The 18,170-nt window shown below is 73.7% G+C and carries 16 protein-coding genes and 1 pseudogene; 3 read left to right on the forward strand and 14 right to left on the reverse strand.

Going from position 1 to position 18,170, the window contains the following annotated elements; genetic code table 11:
- The 9 genes and pseudogenes from ACFVU9_RS43045 to rimP form a co-directional block, all read right to left on the reverse strand.
- Positions 1-621 (reverse strand): annotated as a pseudogene (locus tag ACFVU9_RS43045) (serine protease); the annotation flags it as partial.
- 178 nt (positions 622-799) lie between these two features.
- The gene (gene truB, locus ACFVU9_RS43050) at positions 800-1,729 is read right to left on the reverse strand and encodes a tRNA pseudouridine(55) synthase TruB (protein ID WP_387603123.1); all 930 of its coding nucleotides are present in this window, start codon (positions 1,727-1,729) and stop codon (positions 800-802) included.
- Positions 1,730-1,779: 50 nt separating this feature from the next.
- Complete coding sequence (locus tag ACFVU9_RS43055; RefSeq protein WP_387603126.1) at positions 1,780-2,928, reverse strand: bifunctional oligoribonuclease/PAP phosphatase NrnA; 1,149 nt, start codon at positions 2,926-2,928, stop codon at positions 1,780-1,782.
- A 2-nt stretch (positions 2,929-2,930) separates the two neighbouring features.
- Positions 2,931-3,374: a 30S ribosome-binding factor RbfA gene (gene rbfA, locus ACFVU9_RS43060; RefSeq protein ID WP_380445463.1), complete on the reverse strand. Its 444-nt coding sequence runs from the start codon at positions 3,372-3,374 to the stop codon at positions 2,931-2,933.
- 153 nt (positions 3,375-3,527) lie between these two features.
- Positions 3,528-3,824 (reverse strand): DUF503 domain-containing protein, encoded by a 297-nt coding sequence (locus tag ACFVU9_RS43065; RefSeq protein ID WP_359972107.1) that lies wholly within the window; start codon positions 3,822-3,824, stop codon positions 3,528-3,530.
- A 151-nt stretch (positions 3,825-3,975) separates the two neighbouring features.
- Complete coding sequence (infB, locus tag ACFVU9_RS43070; RefSeq protein WP_380508153.1) at positions 3,976-7,122, reverse strand: translation initiation factor IF-2; 3,147 nt, start codon at positions 7,120-7,122, stop codon at positions 3,976-3,978.
- Between the two features lie 215 nt (positions 7,123-7,337).
- On the reverse strand, positions 7,338-7,586 hold the full coding sequence (locus ACFVU9_RS43075) for a YlxR family protein (protein WP_380445461.1): 249 nt from the start codon (positions 7,584-7,586) through the stop codon (positions 7,338-7,340).
- A 127-nt stretch (positions 7,587-7,713) separates the two neighbouring features.
- Positions 7,714-8,715, reverse strand: coding sequence for a transcription termination factor NusA (gene nusA, locus ACFVU9_RS43080; RefSeq protein WP_380445460.1), 1,002 nt, complete (start codon positions 8,713-8,715; stop codon positions 7,714-7,716).
- A 54-nt stretch (positions 8,716-8,769) separates the two neighbouring features.
- Positions 8,770-9,288, reverse strand: coding sequence for a ribosome maturation factor RimP (gene rimP, locus ACFVU9_RS43085; protein WP_387603131.1), 519 nt, complete (start codon positions 9,286-9,288; stop codon positions 8,770-8,772).
- Positions 9,289-9,571: 283 nt separating this feature from the next.
- Between rimP and ACFVU9_RS43090 the strand changes: the two genes are divergently transcribed.
- Entirely contained in the window at positions 9,572-10,585 is a 1,014-nt protein-coding gene (locus ACFVU9_RS43090; protein WP_387603143.1) for a ferritin-like domain-containing protein, read from the forward strand.
- A gap of 97 nt (positions 10,586-10,682) precedes the next feature.
- A complete protein-coding gene (locus ACFVU9_RS43095) occupies positions 10,683-11,591 on the forward strand; it encodes an aminoglycoside phosphotransferase family protein (protein ID WP_387603134.1) in 909 nt (302 codons plus the stop codon).
- On the opposite strand, the gene ACFVU9_RS43100 is transcribed toward ACFVU9_RS43095, so the two are convergent.
- The 5 genes from ACFVU9_RS43100 to dxr form a co-directional block, all read right to left on the reverse strand.
- Positions 11,564-12,145: a GNAT family N-acetyltransferase gene (locus ACFVU9_RS43100; protein WP_380445456.1), complete on the reverse strand. Its 582-nt coding sequence runs from the start codon at positions 12,143-12,145 to the stop codon at positions 11,564-11,566. The genes ACFVU9_RS43095 and ACFVU9_RS43100 overlap by 28 nt on opposite strands.
- A 165-nt stretch (positions 12,146-12,310) precedes the next feature.
- Positions 12,311-13,186, reverse strand: coding sequence for a GNAT family N-acetyltransferase (locus tag ACFVU9_RS43105; protein ID WP_380445467.1), 876 nt, complete (start codon positions 13,184-13,186; stop codon positions 12,311-12,313).
- A 193-nt stretch (positions 13,187-13,379) separates the two neighbouring features.
- Positions 13,380-14,540 carry a flavodoxin-dependent (E)-4-hydroxy-3-methylbut-2-enyl-diphosphate synthase gene (gene ispG / locus ACFVU9_RS43110; protein ID WP_380445455.1) on the reverse strand — a complete coding sequence of 387 codons (1,161 nt, stop codon included), beginning with the start codon at positions 14,538-14,540 and terminating at the stop codon, positions 13,380-13,382.
- A 144-nt stretch (positions 14,541-14,684) separates the two neighbouring features.
- Positions 14,685-15,989 carry a M50 family metallopeptidase gene (locus ACFVU9_RS43115; protein ID WP_380445454.1) on the reverse strand — a complete coding sequence of 435 codons (1,305 nt, stop codon included), beginning with the start codon at positions 15,987-15,989 and terminating at the stop codon, positions 14,685-14,687.
- Between the two features lie 115 nt (positions 15,990-16,104).
- On the reverse strand, positions 16,105-17,349 hold the full coding sequence (dxr, locus tag ACFVU9_RS43120; RefSeq protein ID WP_387603137.1) for a 1-deoxy-D-xylulose-5-phosphate reductoisomerase: 1,245 nt from the start codon (positions 17,347-17,349) through the stop codon (positions 16,105-16,107).
- Positions 17,350-17,456: 107 nt separating this feature from the next.
- Here dxr and ACFVU9_RS43125 point away from each other — a divergent pair, with 107 nt between their 5' ends.
- Entirely contained in the window at positions 17,457-18,125 is a 669-nt protein-coding gene (locus tag ACFVU9_RS43125; protein WP_387603140.1) for an NAD(P)H-binding protein, read from the forward strand.
- Positions 18,126-18,170 lie beyond the last annotated feature (45 nt).

Consider the following 18,170-nt stretch of genomic DNA (forward strand, 5'->3'; position numbering starts at 1 on the left):
CGTCAGCCCGGCCAGCTCCGGCGCGGGCGCCACCCCGCCGGCGGCCGGCACCGCCGGCAGCGCGCCGCCGTGCCACGGACCGCCCAGCGCGGGCGCGGCGAGCCCGACCACCGCGCCGCTGCGGGCGTCCAGCACCGGCGACCCGGCCGGCACGGCGACGCCCGCGACCACGGGGACGTCGAGCAGCAGCACCCCGCGCAGCAGGTGGACGCGGTCCGGCGCCGCGTACCCCGCGCCCGTCACCCCGAGCACGCCGCAGCGCAGCCCCACCACCCGTCCGTCCTCGCCGGCGAGCGCGGGCAGCAGCACCTGGCACCCGGCCCCCGCGGCGGCGACCGGCAGCGGCGGCACCGGCAGGCCGCCGACCGCGTCGGTGCGCAGCAGCGCCAGCCCGTGCCCCGGCAGCGGCAGCACGCTGTCCGGGCCGAGCACCCGTGTCTGCCCGCCGGGGGTGTGCAGCACCACCCGGTCCAGGCCCGCGACGCACTCGTGGGAGGTCAGCACGGTGCCCTGCGGGTCGGCGACGAACCCTAAGCCGTGCAGCCGCCCGTTGAGGTCGCGGATCCGCAGCAGGTACCGCCCCGGATCGCCCGCCGTGTCGCCGTCCAGGAATCCCGGCATGCGCCTGTCCTCCCCCGTGAAAGCGTCCCTCGTCCGACGCCCGGAGACCTGCCCGTCCCGGGGACGGCCCGACCGCCCACGCGCCGCTCACCACCGGCTTTCACCTCGCGCGCTCCCACGGACGAATGAACCCCCGCCGGAAGGCTCCGACGGGGGTTTCGGTTCGAGAAGGGGGGCGTCAGCCGACGAACACCGCCACGGGCTTCGCCTGCCCGCCCTGCTCCTCGACCAGCGCGAGGAAGCGCCCGTCCGGCCCGAACACGGCGATCGGCCCGTCCACGCCCATGCCGGGCGCCTTGAGCCGGGCGCCGTGCGACAGCTTCTCGGCCTGCGGGGCGTCGAGGTCCCAGCGCGGGAAGGCGGCCGCCGCCGCGTCCGCGATCGGCATGACCTCCAGCCCCGCGGCGGCCTCGCCGGTGACCGCGGCCTCCAACTGCTCCAGGGTCCATGCCGACTCCACCGAGTACGGCCCCACCTTGGTGCGCCGCAGCGCCGTCAGGTGCCCGCCGACGCCGAGCCCGGCGCCGAGGTCCCGGGCCAGCGCCCGGATGTAGGTGCCGGAGGAGCACTCGACGGTCACGTCCAGGTCGATCACCGGCGTGCCGTCCTCTGCGACCGCGGCGCGCTGGTCGTGCACGGTGAAGGAGTGGATCGTCGTCGGCCGGGCCGCGAGCTCGAACTCCTCGCCCTCGCGCACGCGCGCGTACGACCGCTTGCCGTCGATCTTGATCGCGCTGACCTTGGACGGCACCTGCATGATCTCGCCGGTCAGCGCCGCGATCCCGGTGTCGATCGCCGCCCGCTCCACCCCGTCCGCCGGGGTGGAGGAGGTGACCTCGCCCTCCCGGTCGTCGGTGATCGTGGTCTGGCCGAGGCGGATCGTCGCCTCGTACGTCTTGGCGGTGAGCATCAGGTGGCCGAGCAGCCGGGTGGCCCGCTCGACCCCGATCACCAGCACGCCGGTGGCCATCGGGTCGAGCGTGCCGGCGTGGCCGACCTTCCGCGTCCCGGCCAGCCACCGCAGCTTGGCGACCACCCCGTGCGAGGTGATGCCCTCCGGCTTGTCGACGATCACCAGGCCGTCGGGGCCGGTGCCTTTGCGCTTCATCGGGTTCTTTCTCTCAAACAACGGTCACAGCATGATCACACGCGGGACGTTCAGCGCATCGGCCGCAGGGCGTCCCGGAACCGCCCGACCACGGCGGCCACGTCCGCCCGGGCGCTGAACCCGGCCGCGTAGACGTGCCCCCCGCCACCGAGTTCGGCGCAGGCCGCGGCGACGTCCACGGCGCCCTTGGAGCGCGAGGAGCCGCGCAGCGTCCCGTCCGGGTCCTGCTTGAGCACCAGCGCCACCTCGGCCTCGGCGGGGCGGCGCAGGATGTCGATGAGCCCCTCGATCTCCTCGATCGTGACGCTGAACAGCACGAGGTCCTGGTAGGGCACCCAGGTCCACACGAGTCCCAGTCCGCCCGCGGCGTCCGGCTCGTAGACCGCCCGGTCGAGGGCGCCCGCGAGCACCTTGAGGTAGCCGAAGGAGGAGGTGTCCCACAGCTGCCGGGAGATCAGGTCGTGCCGGATGCCGGTGGCCAGCAGCCGCCCGGCGAGTTCGTGGGTGGCGGGCGTGGTGGCCCGGTACTTGAACGAGCCGGTGTCGGTGGCGACGCCGGTGTAGAGGCAGGCGGCCAGGTCCTGGTCGAGCTCGACGCCGAGCCGCCGCAACAGCTCGTCGACCAGCACGGCGGTGGCCGGCGCGGTCGGGTCGATCAGCTGGTGGGTGCCGAAGCCCGGGTTGGAGGCGTGGTGGTCGAGGACCACCAGCACGGGCGCGGCGAAGGCCTTGGCGTGCAGCAGGCCGAGCCGGCTCTCGGCGGCCACGTCGAAGCAGAGCACCAGCTCGGGGGTGTCCGGCACCTCGGCGGCCGGCACGATCAGCTCCTGGCCGGGCAGGAACGCGAGCGACTCGGGCACCACCTGCGGATCGTCGCCGAAGGAGACCCGCACGTCGTGACCGAGCCCGCGCAGTGCCAGCCCCGCCGCCAGGGCGGAGCCCAGGGCGTCGCCGTCCGGGCAGATGTGGCAGATCAGGTCGATCGTGCCGGCCCGCCCGATCTCGGCCACCACGGCCTGCCAGACCAGCTCGAAGCCGCTCTCCTCGGCCCGCGGCCCGGGGAGCACCGGCCCCTGGAGCGCGGAGCCCGCGAGCGCCGACCCCGGAAGCACCGCGAGGGCACCCTCCACCGCGCTGGTGGAGGACGCCCCCGTGGTCGAACCGGCCGCCGAACCGGCCTGCGCCGGCTCACCCGTCATGACTACTCGTCCTCGTCGTCACGCTCGGACGCCGGGACCTTGTACGGGTCCGCGTCGCCGGCGTAGGTCGCGCCCGCGGCCTGCGTGCGCACGGCCGCGTCGGAGCTGCGGGCCCGGTCGAGCAGGTCGTCGATGTTCCGGGCGTTCTCCGGCAGGGCGTCCGCGACGAAGGTCAGCGACGGGGTGAACCGCACCCCGGTCTGCTTGCCGACCTCCGAGCGGAGCACGCCCTTGGCGCTCTCCAGCGCGGCCGCGGTGGCCTCGCGCTCGGTGTCGTCACCGAAGACGGTGTAGAAGACGGTGGCCTCGCGCAGGTCCCCGGTCACCCGGGTGTCGGTGATGGTCACGAACCCGAGCCTCGGGTCCTTGATCCGCCGCTCCAGGGTCTGGGCGACGACCACCTGGATGCGGTCGGCGAGCTTGCGCGCCCTTGCGGTGTCGGTCACGTTGCCTCCTCGTGCAATGGGCCCGGTACCCGGGCGAGCTGCCTGCCCGTCGGGGCCCACGCCCCAAAGTACCGGCCCGCGCCCGGCCTTGCGGGCGCTCTGGGTCCTGATCTGTGTGAGAACGGCGACTTCCGCCGGCGCGCTCCACAGGGGTCATTCGTCGTCGTCGTTGTGGTAGCGCCTCCTCGCGGCGAGGAGCTGCACCTCGGGGCGGCCGGCGACCAACCGCTCACAGCTGTCCAGGATCTCGGTGACGTACCCGGCTTCGCCGGACACCACCGCCAGACCGATCTCGGCCCGGCGGTGCAGATCCTGGTTCCCGGTCTCGGCAGCGCACACGCTGTACTTGCGCTGCAGTTCGGCCACGATGGGCCGCACGATCGAACGCTTCTCCTTGAGCGAGTGGACGTCGCCCAGCAGCAGGTCGAAGGTGAGTGTTCCCACGAACATGTGTGACAGGTCTCGCCGACCTGGAAGGCCTCGGGGGGACGGCCCGGACTCGGGCCGACACCGCGTCTGTTGACTACCCCGGACCCTACACAGCGAGACCGGGGCCGGTCGACGGAAATACCACCCGTCGACCGGCCCCGGTGACCAGCGACTACGCGCGCGGCTTCTCGCGCATCTCGTAGGTCTCGATGATGTCCTCGACCTTGATGTCGTTGAACGACCCCAGGGTCACACCGGCCTCGAAGCCCTCGCGGACCTCGGTCGCGTCGTCCTTGAAGCGGCGCAGGCCCTCGATCGAGAGGTTCTCCGCCACGACCTTGCCGTCGCGCAGCAGGCGGGCCTTGGCGTTGCGGCGGATGATGCCGTCGCGGACCAGGACACCGGCGATGTTGCCGAACTTGGAGGAGCGGAAGACCTCGCGGATCTCCGCGGCGCCGAGGCGCACCTCCTCGTACTCCGGCTTGAGCATGCCCTTGAGGGCGTTCTCGATCTCCTCGATCGCCTGGTAGATGACCGAGTAGTACCGGACGTCCACGCCTTCCTTGTCGGCCGCGGTACGCGCACGGCCTTCGGCGCGCACGTTGAAGCCGATGATGATGGCATCCGAACCCATCGCCAGGTTGACGTCGGACTCGGTGATCGCACCCACACCGCGGTGCAGGATGCGGAGCTCGACCTCCTCGCCCACGTCGAGCTTGACGAGGGCGTCCTCGAGGGCCTCGACCGAACCGGAGACGTCACCCTTGATGATGAGGTTGAGCTGCTCGATCTCGCCGGCGGCGATGGCCTTGTCCAGGTCCTCCAGGGACACCCGGACCCGACGCTGCGCGAAGGCGGCGTTGCGGTCGCGGGCCGAGCGCTTCTCGGCGATCTGACGGGCGGTGCGGTCCTCGTCGACGACGATGAAGCTGTCGCCGGCGCGGGGCACCGAGGTCAGACCGAGCAGCAGCACCGGACGGGACGGGCCGGCCTCGGTGAGGCTGTTGCCGTTCTCGTCCAGCATCGCGCGGACGCGGCCGTAGGCGTCGCCCACGACGATCGAGTCGCCGACGCGGAGCGTACCGCGCTGGACGAGCACGGTCGCCATGGCGCCGCGGCCCTTGTCGAGGTGGGCCTCGATCGCAATACCCTGCGCGTCCTGCTCCGGGTTGGCCCGCAGGTCGAGCGAGGCGTCGGCGGTCAGGACCACGGCCTCGAGCAGCTGCTCGATGTTCAGGCCCTGGCGCGCGGAGATGTCGACGAACATGGTGTCGCCGCCGTACTCCTCGGCCACCAGACCGAACTCGGTCAGCTGACCGCGCACCTTGGTCGGGTCGGCGCCCTCGACGTCGATCTTGTTGACGGCGACCACGATCGGCACGCCCGCGGCCTTGGCGTGGTTGAGCGCCTCGACCGTCTGCGGCATGACACCGTCGTTGGCCGCGACCACCAGGATCGCGATGTCGGTGGACTTGGCACCACGGGCACGCATGGCGGAGAACGCCTCGTGACCCGGGGTGTCGAGGAAGGTGATCGGACGCTGCTCGCCGTTCACCTCGGTGACGACCTGGTAGGCACCGATGTGCTGGGTGATGCCACCGGCCTCGCCGGCCACCACGTTGGACTTGCGGATCGCGTCCAGCAGGCGGGTCTTACCGTGGTCGACGTGACCCATGACGGTGACGACCGGCGGGCGCGGGGCCAGCTGGTCCTCATCGCCCTCGTCGGCGCCGAAGTCGATGTCGAACGACTCCAGCAGCTCGCGGTCCTCGTCGTCCCGGCTGACGATCTCCAGCTGGAAGCCCATCTCGCCGGCCAGCAGCTCGAGGGTCGCGTCGGAGACCGACTGGGTCGCGGTGACCATCTCACCGAGGTTGAACATGACGGAGACGAGCGCGGCCGGGTTGGCGTTGATCTTCTCCGCGAAGTCCATCAGCGAGGCGCCGCTGGACAGGCGAACGGTCTGGCCGTTGCCGCGGGGCAGCATCACACCGCCGACGGACGGGGCCTGCATGGCCTCGTACTCCTGGCGCTTCGCCCGCTTCGACTTGCGGCCACGGGCCGGACGGCCACCGGGGCCACGGCCGAAGGCACCCTGCGTGCCACCACGGGCACCCGGGCCACCGGGACGACCGCCGAAGCCACCCGGACGGGCGCCACCGAAGCCGCCACCGCCACCACCGGGGGCACCGCCACCCGGACGCGGGCCGCCGAAGCCGCCACCACCGGCCGGACGCGAGCCCGGACCGGCCGGACGGCCCTGGAAGCCGGGACGGGCGCCGCCGGCACCCGGACCACCCGGACGGCCGCCGGGGCCACCGGGGCCACGGCCGCCGGGACCCGGACGCGGGCCCGGAGCCGGACGCTGCGGCATCATGCCCGGGTTCGGGCGCGGCATGCCGGACGGGCTCGGCGCGCCGGGGCGCGGACCGGCCGGACGGGGCATGCCGTCGGGACGCGGACGGTCGCCACCGGGACGCGGGGCGCCACGGTCGGCACCGGGGGCACCGGCCGGACGCGGACGGTCGCCACCGGGACGCGGGGCGCCACGGTCGGCACCGGGGGCACCGGCCGGACGCGGACGGTCGCCACCGGGACGCGGGGCGCCACGGTCGGCACCGGGAGCACCGGCCGGACGCGGACGGTCGCCACCGGGACGCGGGCGGTCGCCGCCCTGCGCACCCGGAGCACCCGGACGGCCACCCGGCGCGCCGGGACGGCGGTCGCCGGGGCGGGCCATGCCGGTGGCGCTGCCCGAGGTGAACGGGTTGTTGCCCGGACGCGGGCCGGCCGGACGCGGGCCCGGACGGGCGCCGCCGGAGGCCTGCGCCGCCGGACGCGGGGCCTGGGCGGCCGGACGCGGGGCGTCACCGGCCGGAGCCGGCGAGGAGAACTCGGCCGCGGGCGCGGCCGGGGCCGCCGGAGCGGCGGGACGTGCGGCCGGGCGCGGACCCGGAGTCGGCGCGCCGGCCGGCTTCGGGGCTGCGGGGGCAGCGGGGGCGGCCGGGGCGGCGGGAGCCGCGGCGGCCGGGGTGGGACGGGGACCAGGGGTCGCGCTCGGGCGCGGCCCCGGGGTCGGGGCACCCGGCTTGGGGGCCCCGGAGGGAGAGGGCGCCGCGGACTTCCGCGGGCCCGGCTTGGCAGCGCCACCACCGGTGGGGGCCACACCAAGCGCGTCAGTCAGCTTGCGCACGACCGGCGCCTCGATCGTCGAGGACGCCGAACGGACAAACTCGCCGAGCTCGGTGAGCTTGGCCATGACGGCCTTGCTCTCCAAGCCAAGCTCCTTGGCGAGTTCGTAAACCCGGACCTTAGCCACTTCACTCCTGTCTATGAGTCCGGGGTGTCTCGTCCGCCGGACCGTCGCTACTTCATGGGCGTACCCATCGCGTACTCATCGCGTACTCATCGAGTGCTCATCGCAATCTCGACCTACTTCCACATCGCGAGGTACCTGACTGGTGGCACGGCGCGCGGCTGCCCGCCCGCCGTACTTGTTGCGGTGGTTCTCCGTAGCGGGGGGCCCGGGAGAAATCAGGACTCCGGGTTGCCGCCCGCCCGCCCCTCGATGAACCCGCGGAGCCGCTCCGTGTCGAGCGCGCCCTGGAGCCGGAAGGCCCGGGGGAACGCCCGACGGCGGACCGCGAGGTCGAGGCAGGCCGGATCGGGGTGCAGGTGTGCGCCCCGGCCCGGCAGTGCGCCACGGGGATCGGGGACGCAGACGCCCTCGACCGCCGTGACACGCAACAGCTGGTGCTTGGCCGCGCGCTTGCGGCAGCCCACGCAGGTGCGTTCCGGGCGTGCTCGGACATGCGTCCGGCCAGACGAAGGCAAGTCTACCCCTCCGAAGGGACATGGCGCCGCCCCGCCAGTCCCGGAGGACCGGCGGGGACGTCCGCTACAACATTGACTACCGCTCCGCGGATTCCTGGCCGGCGTCCTCGGTGTCCGGCCGGATGTCGATCCGCCACCCGGTCAGACGGGCCGCGAGGCGGGCGTTCTGGCCCTCCTTGCCGATCGCCAGCGACAGCTGGTAGTCCGGCACGATCACCCGGGCGGAGCGCTGGGCCGCGTCGACGATCTCCACGCTGGTCACCCGCGCGGGGGACAGCGCGGCAGCGACCATCTCGCGGGGGTCCTCCGACCAGTCCACGATGTCGATCTTCTCGCCGTGCAGCTCGCCCATCACGGCGCGCACGCGGGCGCCCATCGGGCCGATGCAGGCGCCCTTGGCGTTCAGCCCGGCGCGGCGCGACCAGACCGCGATCTTGGTGCGGTGGCCGGCCTCGCGGGCGATCGCCGCGATCTCCACGCTGCCGTCCGCGATCTCCGGGACCTCCAGCGCGAACAGCTTCTTCACCAGGCTCGGGTGCGTGCGCGACAGCGTCACCGACGCCCCGCGGACACCGCGGCGCACGGCCACGACGTAGCACTTCAGCCGGGTGCCGTGCCGGTAGTCCTCGCCCGGGACCTGCTCCTGCGGCGGCAGGATGGCCTCCAGCTTGCCGATGTCGACCAGCACGTTCTTCGGGTCGTTGCCCTGCTGGACGACACCGGTGACGATGTCGCCCTCCTTGCCCGCGTACTCGCCGAAGGTCTGGTCGTCGGCGGCGTCGCGCAGGCGCTGCATCATCACCTGGATGCCGATGCTGGACGCGATCCGGCCGAAACCGTTCGGGGTGTCGTCGAACTCCTTGGGCTCGACGCCCTCGTCCAGCTCCGCCGGGTCCTCCATCGCCCACACGGTGACGTGCCCGGACTTGCGGTCCAGGTGCACCCGGGCCCGGCGGCGCGAGCCCTCGGTGCGGTGGTACGCGGTGAGGAGGGCCGACTCGATCGACTCGACCAGCAGGTCGAAGGGGATGTTCTTCTCGTTGACCAGCGTGCGCAGGGCACTCATGTCGATGTCCACGGCTACGCCTCCTCGTCTTTCGTCACGTTCATCATGGTCCAGTGCGTGCGGCCGTCACTCCGCACCGTCGTCCCCCTCGTCGAGGAGCTCGTCGTCCTTGCGGTTGAACTCGACCTGGACGCGCGCCCGGGCCACCTCGGAGTACTCCAGGCGGCGCTCCTTCGGACGGCCGCGGCCCTTCACCGGCTGCACCTCGACCAGTGCGCCGTCCTCGTCCGCCGCCAGCACCCGCGCGACGACCTCCCCGCCGTCGGCCAGGTGGATCTTGGCCAGCCGGCCCTCGGCGCGCTGCCAGTGCCGGGGCAGCGCCAGCGGACGCTCGGCACCGGGGGATCCGACCTCCAGCAGGTACGCGCCGTCGCCCATCACGTCCGACTCGTCCAGGGCCTCGCCGACCACGCGGCTGAAGTCGGCGATGGCGTCCATGTCCACGCCGTCGTCGGTGTCGACGTCGATCTGCACCTGGCGGCGGCTGCCGGCCTGAGTGACCCTGACGTCCTCCAGGTCCAGGCCCGCCCGCGCGGCCAGCGGCTCCAGCAACGCGCGCAGCCGGTCGTTGGTGGTGGTGCTCATCCGGGTGGACTCCTCGGCCGCGTCTGCTGTTGTCAGAAGGTCGCTCCGCGTCCCGACGGGTCGCGGCAGCTCGGCCCAAAGCCTAGCCGGTGATGCCGCGAACCACCGATTCCGGACCACACCGCCCAGGCCGTCCGCCACCCACTGCGAGCAAGGTCACACCCGCCCCCGGCCCTCCTCCCGCCCCGAATCCGGGCCGAAATCGTGGGGATTCTGTAATCATTCACGCCTACGAGGGCAGGCGGGGAGGCCGTCCTCCCGTACACGCCCCGGAGTGACACGCATGCAGCCGCCCAGCCGACGGAGCTTCCTGGCCCTCGGACTGCTCTTGACCGCCGCCGCCTGCACCACCGGCCCCGACCGGGAGGCGCCCGCCGACGCCCGTCGGCCCGACCCGGACGAGCCCCTCCGCCGACGCGCCGTGACCGCCACCGACGCGCTGCTCGCGGCCTACGACGGCCTGCCGACGGCCCAGCTCCAGCCCCTGCGCGCCGAGGTCGCGGAGCACCGGGCGGCGCTGGCGCAAACCCTCACGCCTCCGACACCGCCCGCACCCTCCACCACCACACCGGGCGCCACCGCGCCGACCCCCACGGCCACCACGTCCCCCGTCACCACCACCGCCGAGCTGGCCGCCCTCGAACGCCGGACCGCCCAGGCCCACCTGGCCGACCTGGGCGCCGCGTCCCCGCAACTCGCCCGGCTCCTGGCCTCCGTCGCCGCGTCGGCCGCCGTGCACGCCACCGCGCTCGGCGACACCGCTCCCCCGGCCGCGCCGGACTCCTCGCCCTCCGCGCCCTCCTCACCCTCCGCGACCCCGGGCGCGGCGCTCACCCCCGAGGCCGTCACCGCGCTCCAGGGCGCCCTGAACGCCGAACACGCCGCCATATACGGCTACGGCGTCGTCGGCGCGAAGCTCCCCGACGACCAGCAGCGCGCCGACGCGCGGACGGCCTACGCCGACCACCAGGCCCGCCGGGACGCGTGGCAGCGCCTCCTCACCGGCGTGGGAGCGACCCCGGGCGCGGCGGCCGCCGGCTACCAGCTGCCGTTCGCCGTCACCGACGCGGCCGCGGCCATCCGCCTCGCCGCCCACATCGAGACCCGGCTCACCGTGATCTACGCCGACCTGGTCGCCGCCGTCCCCGCCCAGCAGCGCACCGCCGCGGCCGACGCGCTGCGCGAGGCCGCCCTCCACGCCCGCCGCTGGGGCGCGCCCCAGCGCGCGTTCCCGGGCATCGACGACCAGGCCACGGCGTCCCCGACCGCGTCGCCGACCCCGTCCGCGACTTCCTGAGCCCGGCACCCTCCGCGCGACACTGACCTGCGCTTTCGCCCCGATCACCGACAATGGACGGGTAGCACCACGGGGGAACACCAACCGGAAGGCCGGCATGTCGGGAGCAGCAGCACAGATCACCGTGCCGGCATGGCTGGCGCGCAGCATCGCCGCGAGCCCCGGCGGCGACGCGGCCGGGGCCTGGCTGGCGAGCCTCCCGGAGCGGGTGGCCGCCCACCTGGACCACTGGGACCTCACCCTGGAGCGCGTCCTCGACCCGGGGGGCAGCCTGAGCCTCGTCGCCTACGTCCACCGCGACGACCTCTCCCCCGCCGTGCTCAAGGTCGGCCTGGTCACGCCCGAGACGGCCACCGAGCACGCCGCGCTGACCGCATGGGCCGGCCGCGGCGCCGTCCTCCTCCTGGACGCCGTGCCCGCCGAGGGGGTCCTGCTCCTGGAGCGGCTGCACGGCGACATCCCCCTGCGGTCGCTCGCCGAGCCCAAGGCCATGCTGGAGGCGACCAGCCTCCTCCACCGCCTGTGGGTGCCGCTGCCCGAGGAGCACGCCTACCCCACCCTCGCCGACCGCGTCGCCGCCGGGGCCCCCGCCGTCGCGCCCCCGCCCGAGGCGGCCGCCCTCGTCGCCGAGGCCCTGGAGACCGGGACCGCCCTCGCGGCCTCCGCCACCGAGACGTTCCTGCTGCACGGCGACTTCCACCACGGCAACGTCCTCGCCGCCGACCGCGCCCCCTGGCTGGCCATCGACCCCCGCCCCCTCGCCGGGGAACGCGCCTACGACCTGGCCCGCCTCGTCCTGGACCGCGCGGACACCGTGGTCGGCTCGGCCGGTGCGCCCGGCGCGATCCGCAGGCGGCTCCACCAGCTCTCCGAGGCCCTGGAGGTGGACCAGGAACGCCTGCGCGGCTGGACGCTCCACCGCGCCGTCGACCTCGGCCTGCGCGCCCTCGCCGTGCAGCGCCGGGAGGACGCCGAGCTCTACCTGGAGTTCGCCGGCGCGCTCTGAACCGCGCCCGCGCCCGGCCGCCGCAGCGGCAGCGGGGCCCCCATCACCGCGTACAGCCGGTCCGTGGCCGGGAAGCGCACCGCCCGCGCGAGGTCCTGGTAGCCCAGGGAGCGGTACAGCCGCCGGGCCGGCGTCTCGGCGTCGATCGCCGACAGGATGCTCCGGTCGAGGCCCGAGCGCTCGCACAGTCCCCGGATCAGCCGCGAACCGACGCCCCGGCCCTGCCACTCGGGCAGCACGTGCAGCTCGGTGATGGCGAACACCCCGTCCAGCCAGTCCCCGTGCCCGCGGGAGACCAGGTAGGGCTCGATGACGGTGCTCCACCAGTGCTCGCGCCGGTTGGGCATCCCGTACCCGAAGCCGACGAGCCGCCCGCCGCTCATCGCGCCGAGGGCGATCACCCCGGGCTGCTGGGCGTGCCTGCCGACGATGTGCAGCCGGACGGCGACCTCCTCGGGCGTCAGCCCGAACGCCACGGCCTGGACGTCGAGCGCCTGCGGCGCCCAGGCCGCGAGGTCGATGGCCTCGATCGTCACCCCGGTCAGCTGATCCATGCCCCGGACGTTACTACCCGCGCCGCGCCGACGCGGGCGGAGCCGCAGATCAGCGCCGCCGACCCGGCCGAGCCGCCGGAGGAATCCCCCCTGGGGAGGCCCCACTTGAGGAAGCCCAACGTGAGGAAGCCCGATGTGAAAACAACGGGCGGGCGGACGTCCCCGTCAGAAGAGCACGCTCATGAACGCCCCGACCTCGCGGAAGCCCACGCGTCGATAGGCGGCCCGGGCGCGCACGTTGAAGTCGTTGACGTAGAGCGAGACCACCGGGGCGACCTCCCGCAGCGCGATGTCCAGCACCGCCGCCATCCCGGTCTCCGAGAGCCCCCGCCCCCGGTGCTCCGGCGCGACCCACACCCCCTGGATCTGGCACGCCCCTTCGGTCACCGCGCCGACCTCGGCCTTGAAGACCACCTCGCCGTCGTCCCCGAACCGCGCGAACGACCGTCCCGTGGAGACGAGTTCGGCGACCCGGGCCTGGTACAGCAGCCCGCCGTCCCCGGCCAGCGGCGACACCCCGACCTCCTCGGTGAACATCGCCACGCAGGCCGGCATCAGTGCCTCGACCTCGTTCCGCCGCACCCGCCGGACCAGTGGATCGGGGGCGATCTCCGCCGAGGACACCGTCGTGGCCATCAGCGGCTGGTGGGCGCGCACGTCCCGGGCCGGTCCCCAACTCCGTTCCAGGAGCGCCCAGAAGGCCGCCGTCGGTCCGGCCGGACCGACGATCGAGGAGCACCGGCGCCCCTGGCGCCGCGCCCGCTCCGCGAAGGCCTGGACCGCCGGCGGACCGGCGTTGACCAGGACCAGGTTGGCCCCGGCGTAGCAGAGCGCGTCGAGGACGCCGTCCTCGTCGTACCAGCCCCACATCTCGCCGCCGAGCCGCCAGGGGTCGAGGCCGACCGACTCGACGCGGGTGGCGACGAAGGCGTTGGCGACCGGGTCCCGGTGGAGGATCTCCAGGGCGTCGGCGAGGTCGGGCGGCTCCAGCACGCGGGTGGTGGCCAGGGCGCGGGCGGCCTGGAACGAGCTGGGGAGCATCACACCTCGATCGAGCATCGAGACAGCACCTCACTGAGACGACTCTGGCCGCACCCTACTCCGTGGCCCCACCCGGCTACGGCCGCGGGGCCGTCCGCGAACGGACGGCCCCGCTTCCGGAAAGACAGAACAGCGCTCCGCACGGGCCCGGGGCGGACGACCGCGCGGGGGCCGCGGGGGAACTACACCCCGGTCACTCGCCGGCGACGACCGTCGGCGCCCCGGCCTCGACGCCCTCGGCCTGCATCTGCTCGGCGAGCTTGAGCGCCTCCTCGATGAGGGTCTCGACGATCTTCGACTCGGGGACGGTCTTGATGACCTCGCCCTTGACGAAGATCTGGCCCTTGCCGTTGCCGGAGGCGACCCCGAGGTCGGCCTCGCGGGCCTCGCCCGGGCCGTTCACGACGCAGCCCATGACCGCGACCCGCAGCGGCACCTCCATGCCCTCCAGGCCGGCGGTGACCTCCTCGGCGAGCTTGTAGACGTCCACCTGGGCGCGGCCGCAGGACGGGCAGGACACGATCTCCAGGCCGCGCTGGCGCAGGCCGAGCGACTCCAGGATCTGGTTGCCGACCTTGATCTCCTCGGCCGGCGGGGCCGACAGCGAGACCCGGATGGTGTCGCCGATGCCCTCGGCGAGCAGCGCGCCGAAGGCGACCGCGGACTTGATGGTGCCCTGGAAGGCCGGCCCGGCCTCGGTGACGCCGAGGTGCAGCGGGTAGTCGCAGGCCGCCGCGAGCTGGCGGTAGGCCTGGATCATCACGACCGGGTCGTTGTGCTTGACCGAGATCTTGATGTCGCGGAAGTCGTGCTCCTCGAACAGCGAGCACTCCCACAGCGCGGACTCCACCAGCGCCTCGGGGGTGGCCCGGCCGTACTTCTCCAGCAGGCGCTTGTCGAGCGAACCGGCGTTGACGCCGATCCGGATCGGCACGCCCGCGTCCTTGGCCGCCTTGGCGATCTCGCCGACCTTGTCGTCGAACGCCTTGATGTTGCCCGGGTTGACGCGCACCGCGGCGCAGCCGGCGTCGATCGCGGCGAACACGTACTTCGGCTGGAAGTGGATGTCGGCGATGACCGGGATCTGCGACTTCTTCGCGATGATCGGCAGCGCGTCGGCGTCGTCCTGGGACGGGACGGCGACCCGGACGATCTGGCAGCCGGACGCGGTGAGCTGCGCGATCTGCTGCAGCGTGGCGTTGATGTCCGAGGTCACGGTGGTGGTCATCGACTGCACCGAGACGGGGGCGTCACCACCGACCGGAACGTTGCCGACCATGATCTGCCGGGATACTCGGCGCTTGGCGAGCGGCTTGAGCGGCAGGGACGGAATACCGAGCGAGATCGCGGTCATGTGCGCAGGGTTCCCCAGGGTGGAGGTGTGGTCGACCGCCCGGCCGAAGGAAACGGCCGGGGCCGGGCGCGCCACGATCGCGCACCCGGCCTCCACGGTACGGCACGGGGGTGGAGCCGAGCACACCCGCCGTACCCGGACGCACTAGCTGATCTTGACCGGGTTCACCAGGTCGGCCACCAGGACCAGCAGGGTGAACCCGATGAAGATGCTGGCCACCACGTACGCCAGGGGCATCAGCTTGGCGACGTCGAACGGGCCCGGGTCCGGCCGCTTGAACAGCTGTGCGAGGCGGCGGCGGACCGATTCCCAGACCGCGCCCGCGACGTGGCCGCCGTCGAGCGGCAGCAGCGGCAGCATGTTGAACAGGAACAGCGACAGGTTGATGCCGGCCAGCAGGTTCACGAAGAACGCGATCCGCTGGGTGCCGGGGATGTCGAGCGAGAAGACCTCGCCGCTCACCCGGGCCGCGCCGACCATCCCGATCGGCGAGTCCGGGTCGCGGGGGGCGTCACCGACGACGGCGTTCCACAGCCCGGGGATCTTGCCGGGCAGGGCGACCAGGGACTTCACGCCGTTCTCGGCCATGTCCGTCATCCGTCCGAGCGACTGCCCGAAACCCAGCTGGACGACGCCACTCGCCGGGGTGAATCCGAGGAACCCGGCCTGGACGGTCTGCCCCTTGATCGGGATGTCGTTCGCGTCGTACTTCTGGACGTCGTTGACCGCGATCGTCGGGCTGAGGGTCAGCTGCTGCCCGCCCCGGTCGACCACCACCGGCACGGTCTTCCCCGCCGACCTGCGGATGTCCGCCTGGAGCTGGTCGTAGGTGTGGATGCGGTCCCCGTCGAAGGACAGGATCCGGTCCCCGGCCTTCAGCCCGGCCGTCGCGGCGGGGGTCTGCGGGGCGCCCGCCGGGCAGGCGTCGGTGGGCTGGCCCGCCTTGACGATGCACTGGGCGACGGTGCTCACCGTCGGCACGTTCATGGAGACGCCGAAGCCCATCATGACCGTCAGGAAGAGCCCGAACGCCAGGATCAGGTTCATGAACGGCCCGGCGAACATGACGATGACGCGCTTCCACGGCTTGCGGGTGTAGAACAGCCGGTGCTCGTCCCCCTCCTGGAGCTCCTCGTAGGAGGCCTCCCGGGCGTCCTCGATCATGCTCCGCCAGGGCGAGCTGCTGCGCTTGGTGATCCGCCCGTCATCGCCCGGCGGGAACATCCCGATCATCCGGATGTACCCGCCGAACGGGATCGCCTTGATGCCGTACTCGGTCTCGCCCCTGCGGCGCGACCACAGGGTCGGGCCGAAGCCGACCATGTACTGCGGCACCCGGATGCCGAACAGCTTGGCCGTGGAGAGGTGGCCGAGTTCGTGCCAGGCGATCGACACCAGCAGCCCGAGCACGAAGACCAGGATGCCGACCACCGTCAAAACCGCTGCCACCGCAACTCCTCCGTCATGCCGCTCCGCTCATCGTCTCGTCCTACCGCGACCGGAGTCACGGTTCAACCGCCGCGGCCGACCGGGCCGGCCGGATCGGGCCGGCCCGGTCGGCCGGTCAGCCCGCCGCCAGCTCGCGGGCCCGGGCGCGGGCCCAGTCCTCCGCGTGCAGGACGTCCTCGACGGTCAGGGAAGTTCCCGCCGCAGCCGACCCGCCGTCGTGCTGTCCGTGCTCGGCCACGACCTTGGCAACAGTGTCCACGATTCCCGTGAAGGCGAGCCGGCCCTTCAGGAAGGCCTCCACGCACTCCTCGTTCGCCGCGTTGAACACCGCCGGCACCGTGCCGCCCAGCGAACCCACCTCGCGGGCCAGCTCGACCGCCGGGAACGCGTCGTTGTCCAGCGGGAAGAACTCCCAGGTCGCGGCCTTGGTCCAGTCGCAGCCCGGCGCGGCGTCCGGCACCCGGTCCGGCCAGCCCAGGCCCAGCGCGATCGGCATCCGCATGTCCGGCGGGCTGGCCTGCGCCAACGTCGAACCGTCGGTGAACTCCACCATCGAGTGCACCACCGACTGCGGATGGACCACGACCTCGATCCGCTCGAACGGCACGTCGTACAACAGGTGCGCCTCGATCACCTCCAGGCCCTTGTTGACCAGGGTGGCCGAGTTGATCGTGACGACCGGGCCCATCGCCCAGGTCGGGTGCGCCAGCGCGTCCTGCGGGGTCACCCCGGCCAGCTGCTCCCGGGTCCGGGTGCGGAACGGCCCGCCGCTCGCCGTCACCACCAGCTTGCGGACCTCGGCCCGGGTGCCGCCGGCCAGCGCCTGGAACAGCGCCGCGTGCTCGGAGTCCACCGGCACGATCTGGCCCGGCTTCGCCACCGCCTTCACCAGCGGACCGCCGACGATCAGCGACTCCTTGTTCGCCAGCACCAGCACCCGGCCCGCCTTCAGGGCGGCCAGCGTCGGCCGCAGCCCGATCGACCCGGTGATGCCGTTCAGCACCGAGTGGCACTCCATCGCGGCCAGCTCGGTCGCCGCGTCCGGCCCCACCAGCACGGCCGGCAGCGCACGGCCCGCCGCCTTCGCCGCCAGCGCCTCGCGCAGCGCCGGCTCCGCCGCCGGATCGGCGACGGCCACGGTGTGCACGCCCAGCTCCAGCGCCTGCTCGGCGAGCAGCTCCACCCGGCCACCGGCCGCCGACAGGGCGGCCACCCGGAACCGGTCCGGGTTGCGGAGCACCACGTCGATGGCCTGGGTGCCGATCGACCCGGTGGAACCGAGGATCACCAGCTCCCGGGGGCCGGACGGGTCCTGCACGGTGGGCGTGAAACGCAGCTGCGGGTGGGCGAGCGAAGTCATGCGCCCATTGTGTCCTGCCCGGCGCCCTCCTCGTGCCCGCCCCGGGGCGTCCGCCCCGCAGCACGCTCCGCACGACGGGGACGCGCGCCGCGGCTACCGTCGGAGCCATGCGTACCGTCATCGCCGGGGGCCACGGACAGATCGCGCTCGCCCTCGAACGGCTGCTCGCCGCCCGCGGCGACCGCCCGGCCGGGATCATCCGCCGCCCCGAACAGGCCCAGGACCTCGTGGCCGCCGGCGCCGAGCCGCTGCTGCTCGACCTGGAGGCCGCCACCGCCCCGCAGCTCGCCGCCCTGCTCGACGGCGCCGACGCCGTGGTCTTCGCCGCCGGCGCCGGACCGGGCAGCGGCGCCGAGCGCAAGAACACCGTCGACCGCGACGCCGCCGTGCTGCTCGCCGACGCGGCCGAACTCGCCGGCGTCCGCCGCTACCTCATGGTCTCCTCCATGGGCGCCGACGCCCACGCCCACCACCCCGCCGACGAGGTCTTCGAGACCTACCTGCGCGCCAAGGGCGCCGCCGACGACGCCGTCCGGGCCCGCACCACCCTCGACTGGACGGTGCTGCGCCCCGGCCGGCTCACCGACGGCCCCGGCACCGGCCTGGTCCGGCTCGCCCCCGGGACCGGGCGCGGCGCGGTGGACCGGGCCGACGTGGCCGCCGTCCTCGCCGCCCTGCTGCGCGAACCCGGCACCGCCGGGCAGACCCTCGAACTCGTCGCCGGCAACGCCACGGTCGACGAGGCCGTGGCCGCCGCCGGCGGACACGACGGCTGACCCGCCCCCGGACGTGCGGAGGGCCCGGTTCGACCGAACCGGGCC

It is taken from the genome of Kitasatospora sp. NPDC057936, from assembly GCF_042887525.1.
Classification (GTDB): Bacteria; Actinomycetota; Actinomycetes; order Streptomycetales; family Streptomycetaceae; genus Kitasatospora.